This is a genomic window from Bacillus sp. LJBS17 (assembly GCF_019334685.1).
GTDB lineage: Bacteria > Bacillota > Bacilli > Bacillales > Bacillaceae > Bacillus > Bacillus subtilis.
Genome location: NZ_CP079759.1, coordinates 3,385,719 through 3,405,247, shown reverse-complemented (window position 1 = coordinate 3,405,247; position 19,529 = coordinate 3,385,719). Strand labels below are relative to the sequence as shown.

General features: G+C 41.0%; 37 protein-coding genes and 1 other RNA gene. 36 read left to right on the top strand and 2 right to left on the bottom strand.

Translation table 11 applies throughout. The features are described from left to right. The first annotated feature begins 79 nt into the window (after positions 1 to 79). From secG to ssrA, 5 genes are all read left to right on the top strand, one after another. Positions 80 to 310: a preprotein translocase subunit SecG gene (gene secG, locus KXZ66_RS17715; protein WP_003220028.1), complete on the top strand. Its 231-nt coding sequence runs from the start codon at positions 80 to 82 to the stop codon at positions 308 to 310. A gap of 131 nt (positions 311 to 441) precedes the next feature. Then, positions 442 to 1,182: an alpha/beta hydrolase gene (locus KXZ66_RS17710; protein WP_003242610.1), complete on the top strand. Its 741-nt coding sequence runs from the start codon at positions 442 to 444 to the stop codon at positions 1,180 to 1,182. 18 nt (positions 1,183 to 1,200) lie between these two features. Then, entirely contained in the window at positions 1,201 to 3,540 is a 2,340-nt protein-coding gene (gene rnr / locus KXZ66_RS17705; RefSeq protein ID WP_021480613.1) for a ribonuclease R, read from the top strand. A 144-nt stretch (positions 3,541 to 3,684) separates the two neighbouring features. Further along, complete coding sequence (smpB, locus tag KXZ66_RS17700; protein ID WP_003220025.1) at positions 3,685 to 4,155, top strand: SsrA-binding protein; 471 nt, start codon at positions 3,685 to 3,687, stop codon at positions 4,153 to 4,155. Between the two features lie 176 nt (positions 4,156 to 4,331). Then, positions 4,332 to 4,694: a transfer-messenger RNA gene (gene ssrA / locus KXZ66_RS17695) on the top strand. Positions 4,695 to 4,767: 73 nt separating this feature from the next. Here the strand turns inward: ssrA and KXZ66_RS17690 are convergent. Next, positions 4,768 to 5,829: a tyrosine-type recombinase/integrase gene (locus KXZ66_RS17690; RefSeq protein WP_219144662.1), complete on the bottom strand. Its 1,062-nt coding sequence runs from the start codon at positions 5,827 to 5,829 to the stop codon at positions 4,768 to 4,770. A gap of 251 nt (positions 5,830 to 6,080) precedes the next feature. On the opposite strand from KXZ66_RS17690, the gene KXZ66_RS17685 reads away from it, so the two are divergent. After that, positions 6,081 to 7,181: an AimR family lysis-lysogeny pheromone receptor gene (locus KXZ66_RS17685; protein ID WP_219144660.1), complete on the top strand. Its 1,101-nt coding sequence runs from the start codon at positions 6,081 to 6,083 to the stop codon at positions 7,179 to 7,181. A gap of 18 nt (positions 7,182 to 7,199) precedes the next feature. Then, entirely contained in the window at positions 7,200 to 7,328 is a 129-nt protein-coding gene (locus KXZ66_RS22670; RefSeq protein WP_257475322.1) for a hypothetical protein, read from the top strand. 285 nt (positions 7,329 to 7,613) lie between these two features. Here the strand turns inward: KXZ66_RS22670 and KXZ66_RS17680 are convergent, their stop codons facing one another. Then, positions 7,614 to 8,012 carry a helix-turn-helix domain-containing protein gene (locus KXZ66_RS17680; RefSeq protein ID WP_014480897.1) on the bottom strand — a complete coding sequence of 133 codons (399 nt, stop codon included), beginning with the start codon at positions 8,010 to 8,012 and terminating at the stop codon, positions 7,614 to 7,616. Positions 8,013 to 8,246: 234 nt separating this feature from the next. On the opposite strand from KXZ66_RS17680, the gene KXZ66_RS17675 reads away from it, so the two are divergent. The 29 genes from KXZ66_RS17675 to KXZ66_RS17540 all read left to right on the top strand — a co-directional run bounded on the left by KXZ66_RS17675 (position 8,247) and on the right by KXZ66_RS17540 (position 19,480). Further along, positions 8,247 to 8,450, top strand: a complete 204-nt coding sequence (locus KXZ66_RS17675) for a helix-turn-helix domain-containing protein (RefSeq protein WP_014480896.1) — start codon at positions 8,247 to 8,249, stop codon at positions 8,448 to 8,450. Positions 8,451 to 8,501: 51 nt separating this feature from the next. Further along, complete coding sequence (locus KXZ66_RS17670) at positions 8,502 to 8,693, top strand: helix-turn-helix transcriptional regulator (RefSeq protein WP_033881244.1); 192 nt, start codon at positions 8,502 to 8,504, stop codon at positions 8,691 to 8,693. 23 nt (positions 8,694 to 8,716) lie between these two features. After that, positions 8,717 to 8,935: a hypothetical protein gene (locus tag KXZ66_RS17665; RefSeq protein ID WP_219144658.1), complete on the top strand. Its 219-nt coding sequence runs from the start codon at positions 8,717 to 8,719 to the stop codon at positions 8,933 to 8,935. After that, positions 8,928 to 9,803, top strand: a complete 876-nt coding sequence (locus KXZ66_RS17660; protein WP_219144656.1) for a phage replisome organizer N-terminal domain-containing protein — start codon at positions 8,928 to 8,930, stop codon at positions 9,801 to 9,803. The genes KXZ66_RS17665 and KXZ66_RS17660 overlap by 8 nt, the downstream gene beginning before the upstream one ends. Then, the gene (locus tag KXZ66_RS17655; RefSeq protein WP_219144982.1) at positions 9,787 to 10,617 is read left to right on the top strand and encodes a P-loop NTPase family protein; all 831 of its coding nucleotides are present in this window, start codon (positions 9,787 to 9,789) and stop codon (positions 10,615 to 10,617) included. The genes KXZ66_RS17660 and KXZ66_RS17655 overlap by 17 nt, the downstream gene beginning before the upstream one ends. Before the next feature lie 13 nt (positions 10,618 to 10,630). Further along, the gene (locus tag KXZ66_RS17650; RefSeq protein WP_162920077.1) at positions 10,631 to 10,780 is read left to right on the top strand and encodes a hypothetical protein; all 150 of its coding nucleotides are present in this window, start codon (positions 10,631 to 10,633) and stop codon (positions 10,778 to 10,780) included. Beyond that, positions 10,777 to 10,935 carry a DUF6906 family protein gene (locus KXZ66_RS17645; RefSeq protein WP_003220291.1) on the top strand — a complete coding sequence of 53 codons (159 nt, stop codon included), beginning with the start codon at positions 10,777 to 10,779 and terminating at the stop codon, positions 10,933 to 10,935. Before KXZ66_RS17650 ends, KXZ66_RS17645 begins: the two co-directional genes overlap by 4 nt. Further along, positions 10,932 to 11,480, top strand: a complete 549-nt coding sequence (locus KXZ66_RS17640) for a hypothetical protein (RefSeq protein ID WP_219144655.1) — start codon at positions 10,932 to 10,934, stop codon at positions 11,478 to 11,480. The genes KXZ66_RS17645 and KXZ66_RS17640 overlap by 4 nt, the downstream gene beginning before the upstream one ends. A 107-nt stretch (positions 11,481 to 11,587) precedes the next feature. After that, positions 11,588 to 11,728, top strand: coding sequence for a BH0509 family protein (locus KXZ66_RS17635; protein ID WP_003237439.1), 141 nt, complete (start codon positions 11,588 to 11,590; stop codon positions 11,726 to 11,728). Positions 11,729 to 11,740: 12 nt separating this feature from the next. Beyond that, positions 11,741 to 11,896: a hypothetical protein gene (locus KXZ66_RS17630; RefSeq protein ID WP_014480890.1), complete on the top strand. Its 156-nt coding sequence runs from the start codon at positions 11,741 to 11,743 to the stop codon at positions 11,894 to 11,896. A gap of 78 nt (positions 11,897 to 11,974) precedes the next feature. After that, positions 11,975 to 12,172, top strand: a complete 198-nt coding sequence (locus KXZ66_RS17625; protein ID WP_003220282.1) for an XtrA/YqaO family protein — start codon at positions 11,975 to 11,977, stop codon at positions 12,170 to 12,172. 42 nt (positions 12,173 to 12,214) lie between these two features. Then, on the top strand, positions 12,215 to 12,532 hold the full coding sequence (locus tag KXZ66_RS17620) for a VWA domain-containing protein (protein WP_219144653.1): 318 nt from the start codon (positions 12,215 to 12,217) through the stop codon (positions 12,530 to 12,532). Continuing rightward, on the top strand, positions 12,529 to 13,059 hold the full coding sequence (locus KXZ66_RS17615) for a hypothetical protein (protein ID WP_219144651.1): 531 nt from the start codon (positions 12,529 to 12,531) through the stop codon (positions 13,057 to 13,059). Before KXZ66_RS17620 ends, KXZ66_RS17615 begins: the two co-directional genes overlap by 4 nt. After that, complete coding sequence (locus tag KXZ66_RS17610) at positions 13,056 to 13,304, top strand: hypothetical protein (RefSeq protein ID WP_046160672.1); 249 nt, start codon at positions 13,056 to 13,058, stop codon at positions 13,302 to 13,304. Before KXZ66_RS17615 ends, KXZ66_RS17610 begins: the two co-directional genes overlap by 4 nt. Positions 13,305 to 13,316: 12 nt before the next feature. Continuing rightward, a complete protein-coding gene (locus KXZ66_RS17605; protein ID WP_219144649.1) occupies positions 13,317 to 14,156 on the top strand; it encodes a phosphoadenosine phosphosulfate reductase domain-containing protein in 840 nt (279 codons plus the stop codon). Further along, positions 14,153 to 14,293 carry a hypothetical protein gene (locus tag KXZ66_RS17600; protein WP_219144648.1) on the top strand — a complete coding sequence of 47 codons (141 nt, stop codon included), beginning with the start codon at positions 14,153 to 14,155 and terminating at the stop codon, positions 14,291 to 14,293. Before KXZ66_RS17605 ends, KXZ66_RS17600 begins: the two co-directional genes overlap by 4 nt. A gap of 14 nt (positions 14,294 to 14,307) precedes the next feature. Continuing rightward, positions 14,308 to 14,868, top strand: a complete 561-nt coding sequence (locus KXZ66_RS17595) for a dUTP diphosphatase (protein WP_219144646.1) — start codon at positions 14,308 to 14,310, stop codon at positions 14,866 to 14,868. Then, positions 14,868 to 15,239, top strand: a complete 372-nt coding sequence (locus KXZ66_RS17590; protein ID WP_219144645.1) for a hypothetical protein — start codon at positions 14,868 to 14,870, stop codon at positions 15,237 to 15,239. The genes KXZ66_RS17595 and KXZ66_RS17590 overlap by 1 nt, the downstream gene beginning before the upstream one ends. Beyond that, the gene (locus tag KXZ66_RS17585; RefSeq protein WP_219144643.1) at positions 15,236 to 15,664 is read left to right on the top strand and encodes a YopX family protein; all 429 of its coding nucleotides are present in this window, start codon (positions 15,236 to 15,238) and stop codon (positions 15,662 to 15,664) included. Before KXZ66_RS17590 ends, KXZ66_RS17585 begins: the two co-directional genes overlap by 4 nt. A 31-nt stretch (positions 15,665 to 15,695) precedes the next feature. Then, on the top strand, positions 15,696 to 15,887 hold the full coding sequence (locus tag KXZ66_RS17580; RefSeq protein ID WP_147801348.1) for a hypothetical protein: 192 nt from the start codon (positions 15,696 to 15,698) through the stop codon (positions 15,885 to 15,887). A 100-nt stretch (positions 15,888 to 15,987) separates the two neighbouring features. After that, positions 15,988 to 16,116, top strand: a complete 129-nt coding sequence (locus KXZ66_RS22665; protein ID WP_257475321.1) for a hypothetical protein — start codon at positions 15,988 to 15,990, stop codon at positions 16,114 to 16,116. A gap of 16 nt (positions 16,117 to 16,132) precedes the next feature. Beyond that, positions 16,133 to 16,582: an ArpU family phage packaging/lysis transcriptional regulator gene (locus KXZ66_RS17575; protein WP_219144642.1), complete on the top strand. Its 450-nt coding sequence runs from the start codon at positions 16,133 to 16,135 to the stop codon at positions 16,580 to 16,582. Then, positions 16,582 to 17,124 (top strand): tyrosine-type recombinase/integrase, encoded by a 543-nt coding sequence (locus tag KXZ66_RS17570; RefSeq protein WP_003220264.1) that lies wholly within the window; start codon positions 16,582 to 16,584, stop codon positions 17,122 to 17,124. The genes KXZ66_RS17575 and KXZ66_RS17570 overlap by 1 nt, the downstream gene beginning before the upstream one ends. 270 nt (positions 17,125 to 17,394) lie before the next feature. Continuing rightward, entirely contained in the window at positions 17,395 to 17,547 is a 153-nt protein-coding gene (locus tag KXZ66_RS17565; RefSeq protein ID WP_162175547.1) for a hypothetical protein, read from the top strand. 327 nt (positions 17,548 to 17,874) lie between these two features. Further along, on the top strand, positions 17,875 to 18,024 hold the full coding sequence (locus KXZ66_RS17560) for a hypothetical protein (RefSeq protein WP_219144641.1): 150 nt from the start codon (positions 17,875 to 17,877) through the stop codon (positions 18,022 to 18,024). 68 nt (positions 18,025 to 18,092) lie between these two features. Continuing rightward, positions 18,093 to 18,293 (top strand): hypothetical protein, encoded by a 201-nt coding sequence (locus tag KXZ66_RS17555; RefSeq protein WP_219144639.1) that lies wholly within the window; start codon positions 18,093 to 18,095, stop codon positions 18,291 to 18,293. A gap of 125 nt (positions 18,294 to 18,418) precedes the next feature. Beyond that, the gene (locus tag KXZ66_RS17550) at positions 18,419 to 18,799 is read left to right on the top strand and encodes a hypothetical protein (RefSeq protein WP_219144638.1); all 381 of its coding nucleotides are present in this window, start codon (positions 18,419 to 18,421) and stop codon (positions 18,797 to 18,799) included. Beyond that, positions 18,796 to 19,170 carry an HNH endonuclease signature motif containing protein gene (locus KXZ66_RS17545; RefSeq protein ID WP_219144637.1) on the top strand — a complete coding sequence of 125 codons (375 nt, stop codon included), beginning with the start codon at positions 18,796 to 18,798 and terminating at the stop codon, positions 19,168 to 19,170. The genes KXZ66_RS17550 and KXZ66_RS17545 overlap by 4 nt, the downstream gene beginning before the upstream one ends. Next, on the top strand, positions 19,139 to 19,480 hold the full coding sequence (locus tag KXZ66_RS17540; protein ID WP_219144635.1) for a transglycosylase: 342 nt from the start codon (positions 19,139 to 19,141) through the stop codon (positions 19,478 to 19,480). The genes KXZ66_RS17545 and KXZ66_RS17540 overlap by 32 nt, the downstream gene beginning before the upstream one ends. Positions 19,481 to 19,529: the final 49 nt, after the last annotated feature.

Here is a 19,529-nt window from a genome sequence, read left to right as displayed (position 1 = left end):
CGTCTGATACAGCGTGACATGCCAACCCTTTTCATGTAAAATAGAAGTAATGTAGCCAGTGAGTCTGGAGGTGTATGGGATGCACGCAGTTTTGATTACCTTGTTGGTTATCGTCAGCATTGCACTTATTATTGTCGTTTTGCTTCAATCCAGTAAAAGCGCCGGATTATCTGGTGCGATTTCAGGCGGAGCGGAGCAGCTCTTCGGGAAACAAAAAGCAAGAGGTCTTGATTTAATTTTGCACCGCATTACGGTAGTGCTGGCAGTCTTGTTTTTCGTGTTAACGATTGCGCTTGCTTATATCCTATAGGGCAATGTTTGTATAAGGTCTGATGTGAAGTCAGGCCTTTTTCACGTTTCTGGATGATATTCAATACGTTTTTTTCTGATTAAACTGTGGAAAACTAAAATGATCGTGCAGATAGAAAGGGAGACATGAGCATGAAAGTTGTGACACCAAAACCATTTACATTTAAAGGCGGAGACAAAGCGGTGCTTTTGCTGCACGGCTTTACAGGCAATACAGCGGATGTAAGGATGCTGGGACGATATTTGAATGAACGCGGCTATACGTGCCACGCGCCTCAATATGAAGGACATGGCGTCCCGCCTGAAGAACTTGTACATACGGGGCCCGAAGACTGGTGGAAAAACGTAATGGATGGCTATGAATACTTAAAATCTGAAGGCTATGAGAGCATTGCTGCCTGCGGACTGTCGCTTGGCGGGGTTTTTTCGCTGAAATTGGGTTACACTGTACCCATAAAGGGAATTGTCCCAATGTGCGCACCGATGCATATTAAGAGTGAAGAGGTCATGTATCAAGGCGTTCTTTCATACGCTCGCAATTACAAAAAGTTTGAGGGGAAAAGCCCGGAGCAAATTGAAGAGGAAATGAAAGAATTCGAAAAAACGCCGATGAATACCCTCAAGGCGCTGCAAGACTTAATTGCTGATGTGCGGAATAATGTCGATATGATTTATTCACCGACATTTGTGGTGCAGGCCCGTCATGACCACATGATTAATACCGAAAGCGCCAATATTATTTACAACGAAGTGGAAACTGATGATAAACAGCTGAAATGGTACGAGGAATCAGGGCATGTCATTACACTCGACAAAGAACGTGACCTCGTCCATCAGGATGTGTATGAATTTTTAGAGAAGCTCGATTGGTAATCAACAGGAGGTCGGATAATGGAAAAAGAAGCATTTATGGAAAAGCTTCTCTCGTTTATGAAGGAAGAGGCGTACAAACCTCTGACCGTTCAGGAACTTGAGGAGATGTTAAATATTACGGAAGCCGAGGAGTTTAAAGAGCTAGTCAAAGCGTTAGTCGCCTTGGAAGAAAAAGGGCTTATCGTACGGACGAGAAGCGACCGCTACGGCATTCCGGAGAAGATGAATTTAATAAAAGGAAAGATTTCAGCCCATGCGAAAGGATTCGCCTTTTTGCTGCCTGAGGATTCGTCGTTAAGTGATGTGTTTATTCCGCCTAATGAGCTAAATACGGCAATGAACGGCGATATCGTCATGGTGCGTCTGAATTCACAGTCAAGCGGCTCCAGGCAGGAAGGAACCGTCATACGGATTTTAGAAAGAGCGATTCAGCGGGTTGTCGGCACGTATACAGAAACGAGAAACTTCGGCTTTGTCATTCCGGACGACAAAAAAATCACGAGTGACATCTTCATTCCGAAAAATGGGAAAAATGGAGCTGCGGAAGGGCATAAGGTTGTTGTCAAGCTGACGAGCTATCCTGAAGGCCGCATGAACGCAGAGGGTGAGGTTGAAACCATTCTCGGCCACAAAAACGACCCGGGCATTGATATTTTATCGGTCATTCATAAGCACGGCCTGCCGGGAGAATTTCCAGCTGACGCGATGGAACAGGCATCAAGTACGCCTGACACGATTGATGAAAAAGATCTGAAAGACCGCCGTGATCTCCGTGACCAGGTGATTGTCACCATTGATGGTGCGGATGCGAAGGATTTGGATGATGCAGTTACCGTGACGAAACTTGATGATGGAAGCTACAAGCTTGGCGTTCACATAGCTGATGTCAGCCATTACGTAACCGAAAACTCGCCGATTGACAAAGAAGCGCTTGAAAGAGGGACAAGTGTGTATCTGGTTGACCGTGTCATCCCGATGATTCCGCACAGATTGTCAAACGGCATCTGCTCCTTAAATCCAAAGGTTGACCGCCTGACGCTTTCTTGTGAAATGACAATTAACAGTCAGGGACAGGTGACAGAGCACGAGATCTTCCAAAGTGTCATCAAAACAACGGAAAGAATGACATATTCAGATGTGAATAAAATTCTTGTTGACGATGATGAAGAGCTGAAGCAAAAATACGAGCCTCTTGTTCCGATGTTCAAAGACATGGAGCGCCTGGCTCAAATTCTTCGCGATAAGCGGATGGACCGCGGCGCCGTTGACTTTGATTTCAAAGAAGCAAAGGTGCTTGTTGATGACGAAGGAGCGGTTAAAGACGTTGTGATCAGAGAACGCTCTGTCGCCGAGAAGCTGATTGAAGAATTTATGCTTGTGGCAAACGAAACAGTAGCGGAGCATTTCCATTGGATGAACGTCCCGTTTATATACCGGATTCACGAAGAGCCGAATGCTGAAAAGCTGCAAAAGTTTTTAGAGTTTGTGACGACATTTGGCTATGTGGTGAAAGGAACGGCGGGGAATATTCATCCGCGCGCGCTGCAAAGCATTCTGGACGCTGTGCGTGACAGACCAGAGGAAACGGTTATATCTACTGTTATGCTCCGTTCGATGAAACAGGCGAAATACGACCCGCAAAGCTTGGGGCACTTCGGTCTGTCAACGGAATTCTATACGCATTTCACATCGCCGATCCGCCGTTATCCGGACTTAATCGTTCACCGCCTGATCCGAACGTATTTGATCAACGGCAAAGTCGATGAAGCGACTCAGGAAAAGTGGGCTGAACGCCTGCCGGATATCGCCGAACATACATCATCAATGGAGCGCCGTGCAGTTGACGCCGAGCGTGAGACGGATGATCTGAAAAAAGCGGAATACATGCTTGATAAAATCGGTGAAGAGTTTGACGGCATGATCAGCTCTGTGACAAACTTCGGAATGTTCGTCGAGCTGCCGAATACAATTGAAGGACTCGTCCACGTCAGCTTTATGACAGATGACTACTACCGCTTTGACGAACAGCATTTCGCAATGATCGGCGAGCGGACAGGCAACGTCTTCCGCATCGGGGATGAAATCACAGTCAAGGTTGTCGATGTCAATAAAGATGAGCGCAATATCGACTTTGAAATTGTCGGCATGAAGGGCACTCCGCGGCGTCCGAGAGAATTGGACAGCAGCCGGAGCAGAAAACGCGGAAAGCCTGCCAGAAAACGTGTTCAAAGCACCAATACACCTGTTTCTCCAGCTCCGTCTGAGGAAAAAGGGGAGTGGTTCACTAAGCCGAAGAAGAAAAAGAAAAAACGCGGCTTCCAGAATGCTCCGAAACAGAAACGGAAAAAGAAGAAATAGCAGCTCAACCAGCAAATAGGGCCGCAGCGCTCTATTTGCTTTCTTTCGGAAACAGCTTTTCATTGTAGCGGTACGTGACATTTGGTAAAATAGAGCGTATCGCAAAAGGTGGACAGTTTTTCCTTAGAGAGAGGAGGTTCTGGCATGCCAAAAGGGTCAGGAAAAGTATTATCTCAAAATAAGAAAGCCAATCACGATTATTTTATAGAAGAAACCTATGAAACAGGCATCGTTCTGCAAGGAACCGAAATCAAATCGATTCGCGCCGGCCGCGTAAACCTTAAGGATTCCTTCGCCAAAATCGAACGGGGAGAAGTGTTTCTCCACAATATGCACGTCAGCCCATATGAGCAGGGAAACCGCTATAACCACGATCCGCTTCGGACAAGAAAGCTGTTAATGCACCGCAAGGAGATTAATAAGCTGATCGGGTTAACAAAGGAAAAAGGCTATTCTCTCGTTCCGCTGAAGCTGTATTTAAAAAACGGCTTTGCCAAAGTGCTTCTCGGCCTTGGAAAAGGGAAGAAGAACTATGACAAACGGGAAGATCTGAAGCGCAAGGACGCGAAGCGGGAAATCGAAAGAGCGTTCAGAGACAGTCAAAAAGGCTTCTAAAGGCATAGTGCTTGATTCGAAAATCAGGCCTGTGCTATACTGTGGTCACGATCAGATCACGTCGCCATTCATTTGAAGGATTTGACAATTGAAAAGAGCCGTGATCATGTTATAATAAGACTATAGCCAGTTTGAGTGAGAGCTTGATATTTTCTCCCGTATTTCCCTTATACCAAGGGGACGTTACGGATTCGACAGGGATGGATCGAGCTTGAGCTGCGAGCCGAGAGGCGATCTCGTAAACACGCACTTAAATATAACTGGCAAAACTAACAGTTTTAACCAAAACGTAGCATTAGCTGCCTAATAAGCGCAGCGAGCTCTTCCTGACATTGCCTATGTGTCTGTGAAGAGCACATCCAAGTAGGCTACGCTTGCGTTCCTGTCTGAGAACGTAAGAAGAGATGAACAGACTAGCTCTCGGAAGGCCCGCCCGCAGGCAAGAAGATGAGTGAAACCATAAATATGCAGGCTACGCTCGTAGACGCTTAAGTAATCGATGTTTCTGGACGTGGGTTCGACTCCCACCGTCTCCATACATATGTTGAAACCACAGTGTTATCAAGGGTTTGAGCGCCCTTGATAACAGCGTGGCAACATTTTGGCAACATTTTAGAAATTTTCTTTGTCCATAAGCTCAACTATTTCTTTTTGGGCTGAGGGGTAAAGGTGGCTATATGTGTTCAATGTTTCCGCCACATTCTTGTGTCCCAATCTTTGGGCTATGACGAGAGGATTACATCTCTTATGGATTAAGTATGACGCGTGAGAGTGTCTAAATTCATGTATAAGAATCCTTTTGACTCCAGACAATTTTAAGTATTTTTCGTATCGTCTATCTATTGTGCTGGTTGCAATGCTATCATAGAATGAACCAAAAACTCTATACTCAGGTTTGACCGGTGCTATTTTTTCGGCGCTTTTTTTTATGCCTTTTAATAATTCCATAACTTTTTGAGGCATTGGATTAATTCGAATGGACGATTTAGTTTTAGGAGTAGTGACAATCCGATTGTATTCAGTTTTATTTATGTCAATCAGGTTATTTTCGAAATCCACATCAGCCCAAGTCAATGCTAACATTTCGCCTTTCCTTGCCCCGCTGAAATACAGGGTCGTGAAAAACGCTCTGTACAATTCATCGTCAACCACTGAAATAAACTTCTTGAATTCATCAAACTCCCAATAATTCAATCTTTTATTTACTTCCACTTCAAAATTCCCTGCAATTTTTGCGGGGTTATTTTTCGTGCCATGAAACTTTATGGAGAAGTTAAATACAGCTGACAACGTTGTATGAATTTTTTTTAAGAAATCTGGCGCAAATTTATCTATTATTTTGCTTTGATACAGCATGACTTTTTTAGGTGTAATTGAGTCTACCTGAGTATTGCCAAACTCATGGATTAGATGGTTGAAAAGAATGTTTTTTATAACGTTAACAGAGGATTCTTTTCGTCGTGCTCTATACCAAGCGAAATAACTGTCAGCTGCTTCTTTGAAAGTTATATCAGAGGAATCATCTATCTCGATTAAAAATTTAGCTTCAGCTTCTTTCGCTGCTTTTTTTGTTTTAAATCCACGTTTTCTAGCCTGCTTTACACTGCCGTCCTCTCGCTGTACACGGGTGGTAAAAAAGTATGTGTTTGTTTTCTTATCTTTGTATACCGGCAAAGTGATTCCATCCTTTCTAATCACTAATTCACAATATTAAGATAGCACTAGTTTTAAAACTTTAAAAGAAATTTTTACATAATTCATGAGAAAGTAGACGGAATATTCAATACTTTTTGTTACAAATATGGTATAATTAAGTATAGAAATATTTTTCTTTAAAAATATTGCAAAATTCTAAATATTTTCGTCAGCATTCGACAATTTTCTATTTGCGCTTATGTTAAATTTAAGTTGAAAAGGTGATTATAGTGAACACGGTAGCAACAAGAGACATAAGGGTACATCTAAGAGAACTGATAAAATCATCGGGAGAAAAACAAATCACTGTCGCTGCTAATATAGGGATTAGCGAGGGATACCTTAGCAAATTCTTTAATGGGAAAGAGATTAATTTTTGGATGGTAAGAAATATTGTTTTGTACTTGGATAGCGAAAATGAAACTGAGTTAATGAGAAGGTATTGTTTAGACGGAGTAAAAAAGAAGAATTACCCTGCGGCATTAGAATATTGTTATGCTAAGAGACTATTTTCGGTTGTGGAAACCTTGATTGATAGACAAATCGAAAAAGACGGAAAACTGAATTCTTGGTCTAAAATCTATAAATTTATACTTGAAAATAGATTGTCGCTTGGAAGTTTGGAGTATACACAAAGGCTTAGTGAGCTTAAATCAGATTGCCATGATACGAAAACCTTACTACTTATTTTAGAAATGTACGCTAATTTTCAAAGCAGAAAGTATGAACTAACTCTCGACAAAATCAAAAAAATTAAAAAGCTCATCAGTAGAATATCTGATCCGTTTTTAAAATTAGCGTTCTCTGCTCGTTTAGAAGAGGTTTCTGTGAATATATATTTAAAGCAAGATAACGCTGTGTATAAAGCGAGGGAAGCTGCTCATTCTCTTCACGAGAAAAATCTTAGTGTGAATTTAAATTTGACTGCACTGTACATATTAGCGTTGTCCTATATGAACGAGTCTTATTTTGTATCTTATGAATACTATAAGAAATGCATTAAATTACTCGACCAATTTCCAGACCGGATTAAAGAACTGACACAAAATAAAGAAGAAATAGCAATCCTACAACGGTACTGGGGAAAAGAGATTTCTAAAGAATATCAGGTGACTGCTTTCGCTAAGGCATTAGCAACACAGGACTCATTAAGCTCTTATTATGAGCATGATTTCTATAAAAGGTATGCTCTACTCTTTGACGGAATTAAAGAAGAGTCTGCAGAAAAGTTACTGCTGTCTCTATACTTTTTCTCTCAGCAAAAAGATCAATTTCGGTCAACCCTGCCAAAAATATACTTGATAAAATTAGGATTTAATTTTAATATTTAGTAGCAGGAGGTGTTGAAGATGAAAAAAATGACAGTAGTCTTAGTCTTGGCGTTCGGTATACTGTCCTTAGGTGTTACAAATGGAGCATTAAACCATTCTAATGCAGAAGGCGAATTCCAAACAGCCGAGATTATTGTAGGCGCATAATTTCATCAACACCCTCGAAAAGCAAATATAATTTCAAAAAAGACGTTGCCAGCAATGGCATCGTCTTTCGTGCTTTTTGGGGAAATTTCCTGTTTTCAAAAAAAACGAAAACAGGAAATTCTTTTAAAAGTATTTGTTTTGATTACATTTTAAAATATAATGGAACATATGTTCTATATAAATTGGGGGATGCAACATGAAAATCACTTTTGAAAATCTTATTGATAATTTGAGAAAGGAGATTAATAAAGAAAAGGAAAAGGTAAATGACCGAAAAGAGGCAGTTTAGTCCTTATCGTTCATATAACTTTCCTTTAATTTCCTTAACTCTTTCAAGTGTTGAATCACTATTTGTAACTCTTCTTCTGTTATTTTGCTACCGTTCTCGTGCACTATATTGAGTTTTTTTAGATCGTCGACTGTAATGCTTTTTTGTGCGAGTAACTTTTTCTCCGGGTCAGTAAAGCTATCCAAGCTTTCTTCATCAAAAAATAAATATGATTTATGAACATTAAAGTAATCAGCAATTTTCTCAATAACCTTCAACGAAGGCACTTGAGTATTGTTTTCTATTCTTGATAAATAACTCTGAGAAATTCCGATTTCCTTAGCTGCCTCATCCACAGTCTTTTTCTTTTCGGTTCTCAGACGTTTAACGGCATGTCCAATTTTCTTACTTTCCATGCTTAACCACCTTTTCATCTAAGGGATAAAGGATAAACAAATTGAATTTAATGTCAAAAATAAATTGACTTTAAATTCAAATTTAAAGTCAATGATACAAATAATGATATAAATATTATATCATAGCAACTTTCCGGACGGGAATATTGTATTGAAAAAAATACTTGCCACGAATATTCCTGTGTGGTATATTTTGAATATATTCCTGATAAGAATAATTTGGAGGGGTTAATTTTGATAGACTTATCTGAACTTGGTCATATGATCAGGAAAAAAAGAAAAGAGAGTGGTCTTTCTCAAACAGTTTTTGCAGAAAAGATTGGCTGTACTGGTTCTTATGTTTCACGGTTAGAAAACGGAAAGGTTTCGCCTACCTTAAAAAGCCTAGAACAAATTTCGCAAACATTAAATATCAAAGCGAAACTTTTTTTTGACTAGTTTCATACCTGTCAGGAATATAATTAGACCGAGGAGGCGTTTAATGGAGTTATGTACTTAAATCTTTTTGTTGCTAGGAAGGAAAAAAGAAAATCCCAACGTGAAATTGCTGAAGTTTTGAATATTAGTCCGCAGACCTATCACTTAAAGGAATCCGGCAAAAGTGATTTTCTTTTGGCGGAAGCGCGAGTTTTGGCACAACTTTTCGAGCGGTCTATAGATGATCTGTTCAAAGTGAGCTAAATCGCGGTAAGGAGGTAAAATGCATGTATTTAATTAGTCAAGTATGGTCGAAAGCAAAATTCCATACGGTTATAAGCGAATCAGAGTCATTGCATCAAAAAGCTTTATGTAAGTTAGAGGCACAGGGCGGCAAAGTGGTTAGAACCGAAAGGATAGATAATACATTGGGGTCAGTAATCGTCAATGGTAAGAGATCAGTTTGGCCTTTAACTAAATCAGAGAGGGCTGAACAAAATGTCTGAGGTAAAGTGGATCAAGTTAAGCACCCAGATGTTTGAGGACGAAAAAATTAAGTTGATAGAGCAAATGCCTGAATCAGATACGATTTTAATCATTTGGGTCAAACTGCTTGCTCAAGCCGGAAAAACTAATGCTTCTGGATACATTTATCTAAGTGAAAACATCCCATACTCAGATGAAATGCTTGCTGCTATTTTCGGACGTCCTCTTAATATTGTTCGACTGGCTTTAAGTACCTTTCAGAAATTCGGCATGATTGAGATTAACGAAGAAAACTATATAAGTATTTCAAATTGGGAAAAGCATCAAAACCTTGATGCAATGGAAAAAATTCGCGAGCAAAATCGAAAAAGAGTTCAAAAACACCGCGAAAAACAAAAGGTATTACAGCTTTCTTCATCTAGTAACGTTACAAGTAACGTTACAGAAACGGAAAGTAACGCAATAGATATAGATAAAGAATTAGATAAAGAAAAAGAATTAAAAGATATATTGTCGGGTAAACCCGACGGCGAATCTTCTTCAAAAAAAGAAAAAGAGGAGATTCCATACAAACTGATCATTGATCTGCTGAACAAAGTAGCGGGGACACGATATCGACCTACTACAGCAAAAACAAAAAAAGACATTAAAGCACGCTGGAACGAAGGTTTTCGTTTTGAAGATTTCAAACACGTCATCCTAGTAAAAACAGAGGAATGGCTTCATGATCCTGCTATGAATAAGTTTCTGCGTCCTGAAACATTGTTTGGAACTAAGTTTGAATCTTATCTTAATCAAAAAGGAGGCTTAGCACATGGAGGAAATCACAAGGGAGCGGGCAGCCGCAGTCAAGGGCGAAATATCTCGGAGGATGACATTCCATACTGATGAGGCTGGAAATCCTGTCTACTGCAATAAACACACAAGAATTATCGGCGGCGAAGAAAAGCCTTTTCCAGTTCAACTGATGAAGCTGCGTGACGGCTCAGTGAAATGCCCAATGTGTGAAAGGGAACAGCGCAATAAGGAGATCGAACAAGAAGCTGAGGCGTGGCGCCGGCAAGTAGAGAGAAAGGTTCTTTCTACACATTCACTAATCGCTGATCCAACTCTGGTAAATGCAACATTCGAAACCTTTCACTGTTACAACAAAGAGGATACACAGAACAAACGCCGGATGCTTGAATTGGTTGATCAAATCAAAGCGGGCGTGGTCATGAACATATTTTTAACTGGCGAGTCAAATGCCGGGAAGAGTCACTTGGCAATATCAGCTCTTAAAGAACTGAACAAAAAGAGTCCAGAAGAGTATGCAAAATCAGCTCTTTTCGTTAATAGTGACGCACTCATGCGGCGTATTAAAAATTCTTTCAAAGATGATTCGGAAAAGCTTACGGAGTCCAAGGCAATCGAACTGCTTACAAGAGTCGACTACCTTGTTATTGATGACTTAGGGAGCGAAGTGGGCGACACAGATAATGAGAACAGGGCGGCACCTGATTTCATTTCAAGAGTTTGGTATGGAGTCTCTACTGGCAGACAAGGCAAGGTGACCATAGTGACAACCAATCTTACCGGAGTTGCTTTAGCAAAGCTTTATGACAGAAAGACCGTCAACCGACTTACAGCCCATCTTGAACAAATTGATTTTGTCGAGAAGCAAAAGAACAAAGGGCGTAAGACACCGGCTTTGCCGATTTAAGGGGGTGAGATAAGTGGTACAAGCAGTAATGCCCGGCGTTTGGGAGCTCAAGCCAGAACGGAAGCTTACTGACGCTGAACGCAAAAAAGAGATTAATAAACTTATTGCTCTCATTGATCAGAAAATTGCTGACTATCAAAACTTTAGGAGGAATGCAGTTTGAAACACGGTAAACGCCCAACACGCGCGCAAAAGGACATTATCAAGCAAAACGGTTTAAATCCAAACAACTGGCTGGTTTCTAAAAACCTGCAGCATGAACAGAGATTGATCATTGTTCACCGGTATACCGGTACGGTAAGGAAGTGCTTGGCTTGAGCGTTGCGGTTCTTGCTGATCGGTTAGATATCGCTTTGACTGATCTTAATTTTGAATGGTCATTGGTGCAAATGCGTCAAGTTGTTGATTACTGGTATGATGGCAAATCCATTTATGACATGGCCGAGCTGCTGAATAGAAAGCCGGATGAAATCATTTTGCTCATTGTTGACTTTGCAAGAGGCCGCGTACTTCCGCCACGTCCTTATGGGTTAAATGCAAATAAACGAATTTCAATCAAGAGAACGCATCTGAAAGGTAAAAAAGATAATCTGCGGCGGTTCGTGCAGGATAGCCCGGTGTATATACCATTCATCGAAAAAAACTTTGTCTGGAATGATTCGGAGATCAAGCGGTTTCGTGAAATGTGGGAAGCCAATGAGTCTATTATCTGTATTTCAGAGGAGCTTGATAGAGACATAGACGAGGTTCTATTCCTTGTTATGGATCAAGCCAGCAGGGACTTCATTCAGCCACGAAGGAACGGACTTCTCGGAAAGGATGCGACGGAACATGATCTTATCAGGCAGCGCCTTCCCTTTTGAGAAAGCAACCATTCACCAACTTATGGTCATTGTGCGGTATGAAGAATGTCCGCCTGACTATAAAAATGCCGCGATGCAATTATTGATCAAGAAGGGAGCGGGGACCGTTGGAATGGACAGAACGTCAGCACTTGATTGAGTGGCTCACTATCTTGGGCGGATACGGAAAAGCATTTCTGGAACGCCAGTCAGACGATGAAATTGAGACACTTTACAACCTGCGCATCAAACAATTGAACGAAGAGTAAGGAGGCGAGGACATGACAGAAAATAAAAACTTACGTCAGCATGGGGAAGTCATTACATGGGTTATGACGGAAGAGGAGCGTTTGGAGTATATAAAAAAACATCCAATCATCCCAACAGAAGAACCACAGACAAAGCTGCAAGTTTTCCCGATGAATGATTGGATGTAATGATGGTCATTTAGTAAATGCCACCGTATGGAAAATAGAAACTCGAGACTTCTATTATACCATACGGGGGCGTTTATAGTGAACTGTCCAAAACATATAGAAAATCTGGAACAGGTACTTAATCAAATTGAAAATGACAAAAATTACGTCATTGTGATTGACGGAAACAATAAATCATTCAAGTTAACGGAAATGCCGGAGCACGGCAAAACAATCGTGCAAACGTCTAAAGGCAATCTTTCAAGAATTGATTTTGAAATCGGATATAAAATGTGACGCAGAGGGGCCGGTCCTCTCTGCGATATGGGAGGAACGGGCATGGATAAATTGGAGGAAATAAAAAATAGATTTTCAATAGCAACTTCACTTTATAAAAAGCAAATTGACGTTAATTGGTCCACTATTCTTGAGGATCAAGAATTTCTAATTGAATCAGTAGAAAAGCAGCAAGAAATCATCGAGGAAAACAAGCGCCAGCAGGAAGTCACGGTACATCAATTCCGGCAAGCACAAAAGGATATTCAGCAACTAAGCGGCGATAGGAAACGATACAAACAGGCATTAGAGAAGATCATTATCAATCTCAATTTTGCGATAACAGTTGCTCAAAATGAATTGGAGGGTGATGTGCAATGAACAAGGATATTCAATTTTTGAAAGAGCTTCAAAATGAATTGAAAACACAGGATCATGACTCTCAAGCTGCACCACGGTTTTGGACAGTCGGTGATTATGAATGGGTTGAAGCTCGGGAGGAAAACGCAGAGCGTTATTCTGTATACCTGCCCTATATTGCAGAATCCTATGTTTTTGATGATTATCTAAAAGAAATAAAAGAAGATTGTGAGCTGTCTAAGGAAGCCTTAACAGAGTTGCAAGAAATTGAGGACGACTATGACGATGCTATTGAGTGGATTCAAAAATACATTGATGAAGAAGCAGAATTAATTCCAGAAAGAAAGGTTCACATTATACAACCAAATACAATGTTTTTGACAAAAGCAGAAGCAAAGAGTCACATCAAATTGAACAAGCACCATTACACTTCAGAAGCTCATACGTACGCAATGACAGCTTGGAGGGCGCCAAAAGTTGAAAGGCTACTTGAAATCCTTGAAACGTTTGATTGGGGTTCGTTCAGGAAAGAAGGTGCTGCAAAATGATTCCTCTACAAGTTGAGCTGCAGCGGGCAGTCAAATCCACGAAGGACGAAGCGATGACCATTTACGAGGCGGCCGAACACTTAAAGGTTAATGTCGAGGAAGTGCCTATGATCGTTGCTCAGGCTGATGATCTAAGAATGATCGGCAATGACGCAATTATTGCAAAAAGGGACAAAACAAATGGCTGGCTCATTGTGGCGATGGTTTTGGTTTTATTCTTTGCAATCGCAGTCGGCTGGGAATAGGGGGATGACAGCGTGATTAAGCAACATTATGACGATAGCAAAAAGCATATACACGTTCTTTCATATGGAGGGGGCACACAATCAACGGCCCTTCTCCTTATGGCTCTGAAAGGTGAAATAAATGGAGTTATTCCTGACTATATCATTTTCTCTGATACTGGCTGGGAGCCTCAACACGTTTATAACTGGGTCAATAAAGTAAACGAGCACATCAAAGCAACATATGGGCGGGAAATCATTTTCACAGATAACGGAAACATTCGTGATGACATAGTTCAAGGTGCTGAGACAGGTAATAGGTTCGCCAGTATTCCATTCTTTACTCGGGATTCAAAAGGTGAAATTGGCATCGCCCGCCGGCAATGTACCAACGAATATAAAATATTACCCGTTAACCGGAAAATCCGTTCATTGCTCGGATACAAGCCGAGGCAGCGCATTAAAGAAGTCGTTCACCTATGGAAAGGCATTAGCACTGATGAAATTCAGCGAGTTAAACCGAGCCGGGAAAGCTGGCAAGTAGCCGAGCATCCTTTGGTTGATGTGGCTTTCATAGATCGGTCACGCTGCATTACATACGTTGAGCGTGAGGGACTTGGAACGCCGGCGAAGTCCAGTTGCATCGGCTGCCCTTTTCATGATTATAACGCATGGCGTGACATGAAGATGAAAGACCCGGATTCATGGAAAGACGCGGTGGAAATAGATAGGCTTATTCGGAAGCTGCCACGATTCAAAAATAATGCCTTCTTGCATAAGTCCGGGAAGCCGTTGGAGGAAGTTGATTTCAATGAGAATCAGCTCGACATTGATCATTTTTTGAATGAGTGTGAAGGGATGTGCGGCGTGTGACAGTTAAACAAGATTACAAACCGGTTTTCCAGCAAGCAATTGAGGTTTTTGAACAGAAGTATGGTGACAATGGCAGGTATTATCTAATGTTCCTGCTGCAAGACAATCTAATGAAAACCGTCGGCGGGCGGAAATAAGGGAGCGCAAACATATGAATCTACAAAAAATGTTCGAAATGCAAAGGGTGCTTGATGAACGGATCATCAAAGAAAAGGGGCTGGAAGGTCAGGACTTGCTGCCAAACCTCATTCTCGCTTTACAAGTGGAGCTGGCTGAGTGTGCGAATGAATGGCGCGGCTTTAAGCATTGGAGTAATGACAGAGAACCTAGAATTTGTGTAATAGATAAAAAGGGACAGACTGCAAAAGAATATTATAAAAATCCACTGCTTGAGGAATACGTGGACTGCCTGCATTTTATCTTGAGCATTGGGAATAGAATTGGAATTAATAATGATACTGCGATTCAGCAGATCATGAGACAGGCAGAAGAAAGGGAATTAGAAACAAATATCGGTATTGGAAAAACATTTTCACATTTAATATCACTTGTATTTGGTTTCTATTTTTCGATTGACGACTGGACTTATGTAAGATCTTTTGAGCGCTTTTTGAATTTAGGCAAATTGCTTGGGTTCTCGTCTGAACAGATCGAAGCTGCATACATGGACAAAAACGCCGTCAATCATCAGCGGCAGCAGGAGGGGTATTGATGAACCACACCGACAACCCGATCATTTCAGCCGTTATCAGCAAACTAAACGCACAACAGGAAAAGGGGCTTGCCAAGTACGGACAGCCCGTCCAAGTTAGTGCCTATGACTTGCGCGGTTGGTTGCAGCATGCACTTGAAGAAACTCTTGATCATGCAGTCTATCTGGAAGCAGCTATCCAAACGATCCAAGCGCTTGACGACAATCAAATTATTAAACAAGTTATCAAAGGATTCAATGAAATGGAGGCTGCGCGTGAAAACATCCAACGCTTATATTCTTCCCGGCATTATAGCGGGTGGGATCATGCAATGTCACATTTTAAAGAAATTCTTGTCTCGGCTCAATTATTGAAGGAGGATGCGGAATGAACACAGCATACAGAGTTTGGGACGGCGAGAAGATGCATTATTGGGATGAACCGGGTATGAGTTTAGAGATTATAGGGACTCATTGGTTTTTACGATATATGGACAGCAAAGGTCACAAGAATCTCATTACAGGAAGTCACGAAGAAGGATCGGTACTCATGTGGGGAACTGGGATAAGAGAAGCGCCCGAAGAAATCCAACTTGGGGAAACAATTTATGCGGGGCACATTGTCCGACAAGAGAATCTTGATCCTGACTTATGCGGGAATCCCACTCTTATTGGGGAAGTGAAAATGATTGAGGGTCAATGGTGCATCGTTAACGACAAAAAAGAAGAGTGCCGCCCGTTGTTTTCTGAGACGGCGATAATCTCAATAATCGGCGACATTTTTCAAAATCCTGAGTTATTGGAGGGCGCGGAGTGATGAACACTAATGACAAAAAGGAGCGAGGGAAATGAAAGCGATTGAAAAGGATGGTAATGACACAGTGGACATTATAAAATGTCCTCACTGTGAGCATTTGATGGGATATGATGATTTGGAGATCGGGGAACTGTCAGGAAATTTTGATATGAAATGTGAAAAATGCAAAAAGGTTTTCAATGTGGATTTTACTAGCATGTTCTATTTTACGACTAAAAAATAAATATAAGTCCAAGATGGAGACGCCTGCGGACACTAATCACTGTACAGAGAAAATCTGTGCTTTGGTTGGTGTCCGTTTTTTATTTGAACGGAGGGATGGCATGAAGAAGAGAGAGAATAAGCCCAATAAAAATGCGCAGGAGCGTTCTGAACGGTTTTGGCGGCAAATGATGGGGCAAGACAGGCAAACATTGAAAAGAGGCAAAGGCGGGGCTTTAAGACGCAAATAAACGGGAGGGTAAAAATATGAATCAATTAACATTAAACATTCCTCAGATTGACGAAGAAGCGACTAAATTAAAAGCAGAGAAGCTGCTTGATCAATACCGGTTATATCTCTTACAGGTGCCAGATGATTTTTTACCAAAGGTTACACCTACTTACAGCATTGTTCCGCCGAGCATTACGAATGAATTTCATTCATCGACGGAAGATGCAGCATTAAAGCGTCTTGATTGGGAGATTCAGCGTGACAAATTCTTAAAAAGGATTCAAAGGGCTGTTAACCGGCTTTCTCAAAGAGAACGGCAGATCATCGTCATGCTCTATATGAAGCCGGAAGAAATGTATGATTATGAGGTATATGCAGAAATGAGAATGAGCCAGCGCAGCTATTATCGTGTAAAGGCAAAAGCTCTCTATAGGCTGGCGTTTGCTCTAAGAGAAGAAGTCTACAAGAAAGGGGCAGCTTCTTAATGAATTTTGTTCAGCCTATACGTGATCCGGAATGCATCTTTTACATCAAGAGGTTTTTAAAAGAGCAAAACATGAGGAATTACATGCTATTCGTGACCGGTATCAACTCAGGGCTCCGCATATCGGATATTCTGCAGCTGAGAGTAAGAGACGCGAAACGCCCTTATTTCAATCTCATAGAGAAGAAAACGAAAAAGAAAAAGAGAATTGACATGACGCCAGCTCTTCAACGAGAGTTTAAGGCATATGTCGAAGGGAAAGAGGATCATGAGTTTCTCTTTAAAAGCCGTGAAGGGATTAACAAGCCAATATCCCGGTCGATGGCATACAAGATTCTCAGGGCGGCTGCTGAGTATGTTGGTTTAGATGACATCGGCACTCATACATTGAGGAAAACATTTGGCTATCACTTTTACAAACAAACGAAGGACGTTGCAATGCTGCAGGAGATATTTAATCACTCGGATCAACGGACAACCTTGCGGTATATCGGAATCAATCAAGACGCCATGAACAACGCTATGAAGAAATTTAAAATATAACCAGGCTCATCCAAAACAACAAGGATGGGCCTTTTTCTTTGCATTTTTCGTCAATTCCTCAAAAATAACAGGTGTGTAATTCATTTTAGGGATATTGGTTAAAAACAGAGAGGACAAGGGGTTGGCTCGGTTCGACGAGTTGCACAGTATAAAACATATGGGTAATTCGTGGATTGTGTGGATATGTATAAAAGTTACCGTTAATTAATTCGTGATTGTGAGAAAGGTAGCTGATATGATTAGTATAAAATGACAAAAGGAGGAAGTTTCTTGAACAGAGAATTTGATTTTTGTAAGTGTGAAAATAGCTCTGCATCAAACCCTCAAATAGAAGATGAGTGGGGTTATTGGTTTGTTTGTAATGACTGTAATAAAAAAATAGAGGATGATTTTCATTATTTTGATGAACCAGATATTTATTAGTCTTAATTTTAAAGGAGGTGAGTGGGATGAGTAGAGGTTCTGGATCAAAGAAAGAACAAAAAGGTATGGTTTGATGTGTCTGTGAAACTACATATAAGGGTGGTGAATATTATGAGCAGAGGTGCAACACTTTTAGATGAAAAAGGCATGTACTAAAATTTTGGCAGAAAGATGGCATGATTACGGCACACCATTTTGTTTTCAGTCCTGTATTATGGTATTAGGTAATAAATCGACAGGCGCTTTCCCAATTGGGAGGGCGCTTTTTCATTGGAATTTATCACTAATAAAACTATGTACTAAATATTCTATTATGGAGGTAGTGCCGTGATTAAGAAAAGTAAGCTGCCATTTATAGAAGCCCTTGTGTCTCTTGGATGTTATGAAGGAGCAAAGGGAGCGGCTTTGTATGATATGTCTGTTTCTGAATTAACTAAATTGCTCGTTGAAACAAGATGTAAGCTTGTTCGTAAATAATTCGACAAATTCTGCAAATTGTTCCTTTGTCCTTTTCTTTCACCGATAATAAAGAGGGAGGTGATTAGATGATAGTCACAGGAACAGTAAAACATCTTAAAGATAGTCTGGACTTTGAGATTGAACTGGATGAGCAAGATATATCTACAGACACTATGCCAATTAGTCAGTCTTCAAGTTTAATAATCAATGCAGTAAATAGAAAATATGAGACCAATTTTCCGCATTCCAGTAAGTTAAATCCGGTCCGTATAAAACAACAAAACTAAGCATCCTATTGGGTGCTTTTTATATTCTCTGTAAACTGCTTCCGGTAAATCTCAGGATAGACAATTGGCGGTTAACGGCTTGAGTGCGGTGGCAGTTTAGAAAGAATATGATTGGAGGGAGTTAAGTGCAAAAGAATACATTGAGAAACAAAGTCTATGAGCAAGCACGTCGCACTTTAGAAAAGGAGATACCATCTCTTGAAGAATCAATAAAAAAAATAGAGCAACGGATGGATCAACTAAAAAAAGAAAAGGATCGCCTCAGTAAATTGTTAGACGAAGACAAAGACTTTGTAGAGGAAGCTAGTGAAAATTTTGGGTTTGTCAGACATTTTTTTATGGGTTATGACGGTTCTCAATGTGGTTGGTTATTGTTTTTAAATAAAGAATTTTTATCTGACACAGATGGTTTTTCGTATGAAGAAGTGATCAAAAAAAGAGATGGTGATAGAGAACATAGGCTGCGTCCTCAAACATTGTTCGATGCTGGAGTCATTAAACCATGAAGAGAGCTTTAAAGCCCTGCAATGAACCCGGATGCCCCAACCTAACAAGAGAGGGCTATTGTGAACAGCACAAACGAGCCACACCAGCCTATGATCAATACAGGGAGTCCGCTGCCAAACGGGGGTACAACAGCAAGTGGAGGCAGGCGCGTCTTGGCTACCTGTCAAAGCATCCATTTTGTGTATCGTGCATGATGGAAGGTAGACGAGTCCCGGCAACAGTAGTCGATCATATCAAACCGCATAAGGGAGACACGAAACTCTTTTGGGACTCAAGCAACTGGCAGCCTTTATGCGCACCGTGCCACAGCAGGAAGACAGCGAAGGAGGATGGAGGATTTGGGAACAGAACATCAAACATGCTTGTGTGATGAATGCGGAACAATGCTCTTGGTCAAAGGATGCTCGAAGGTCAGGAAGCATGACGACGGCATTCGTGAGCATTATATCAAGTGTCCTCGGTGTCGGACTGAGTATACATCCTATTACACCAATGCTGACATAAGACGTATGCAACAGAAGGTAAAGAAACTATTTGCTCTTCGTGCAACGATGAAAAAGGAAACAGCATACGATCTGTATACAAAGAAATTAAACGAAGCACAAAAGAAATTAGAAGCCGCAATGCTGCAGTTGACAGAGGAAATGAGCACCCCCCACCCTAAAATCTCTGAGGGGTGAACGCCGGAGACCGCGCTCCCCTCCCCATTTTGAAAAATTCCCTAAATGA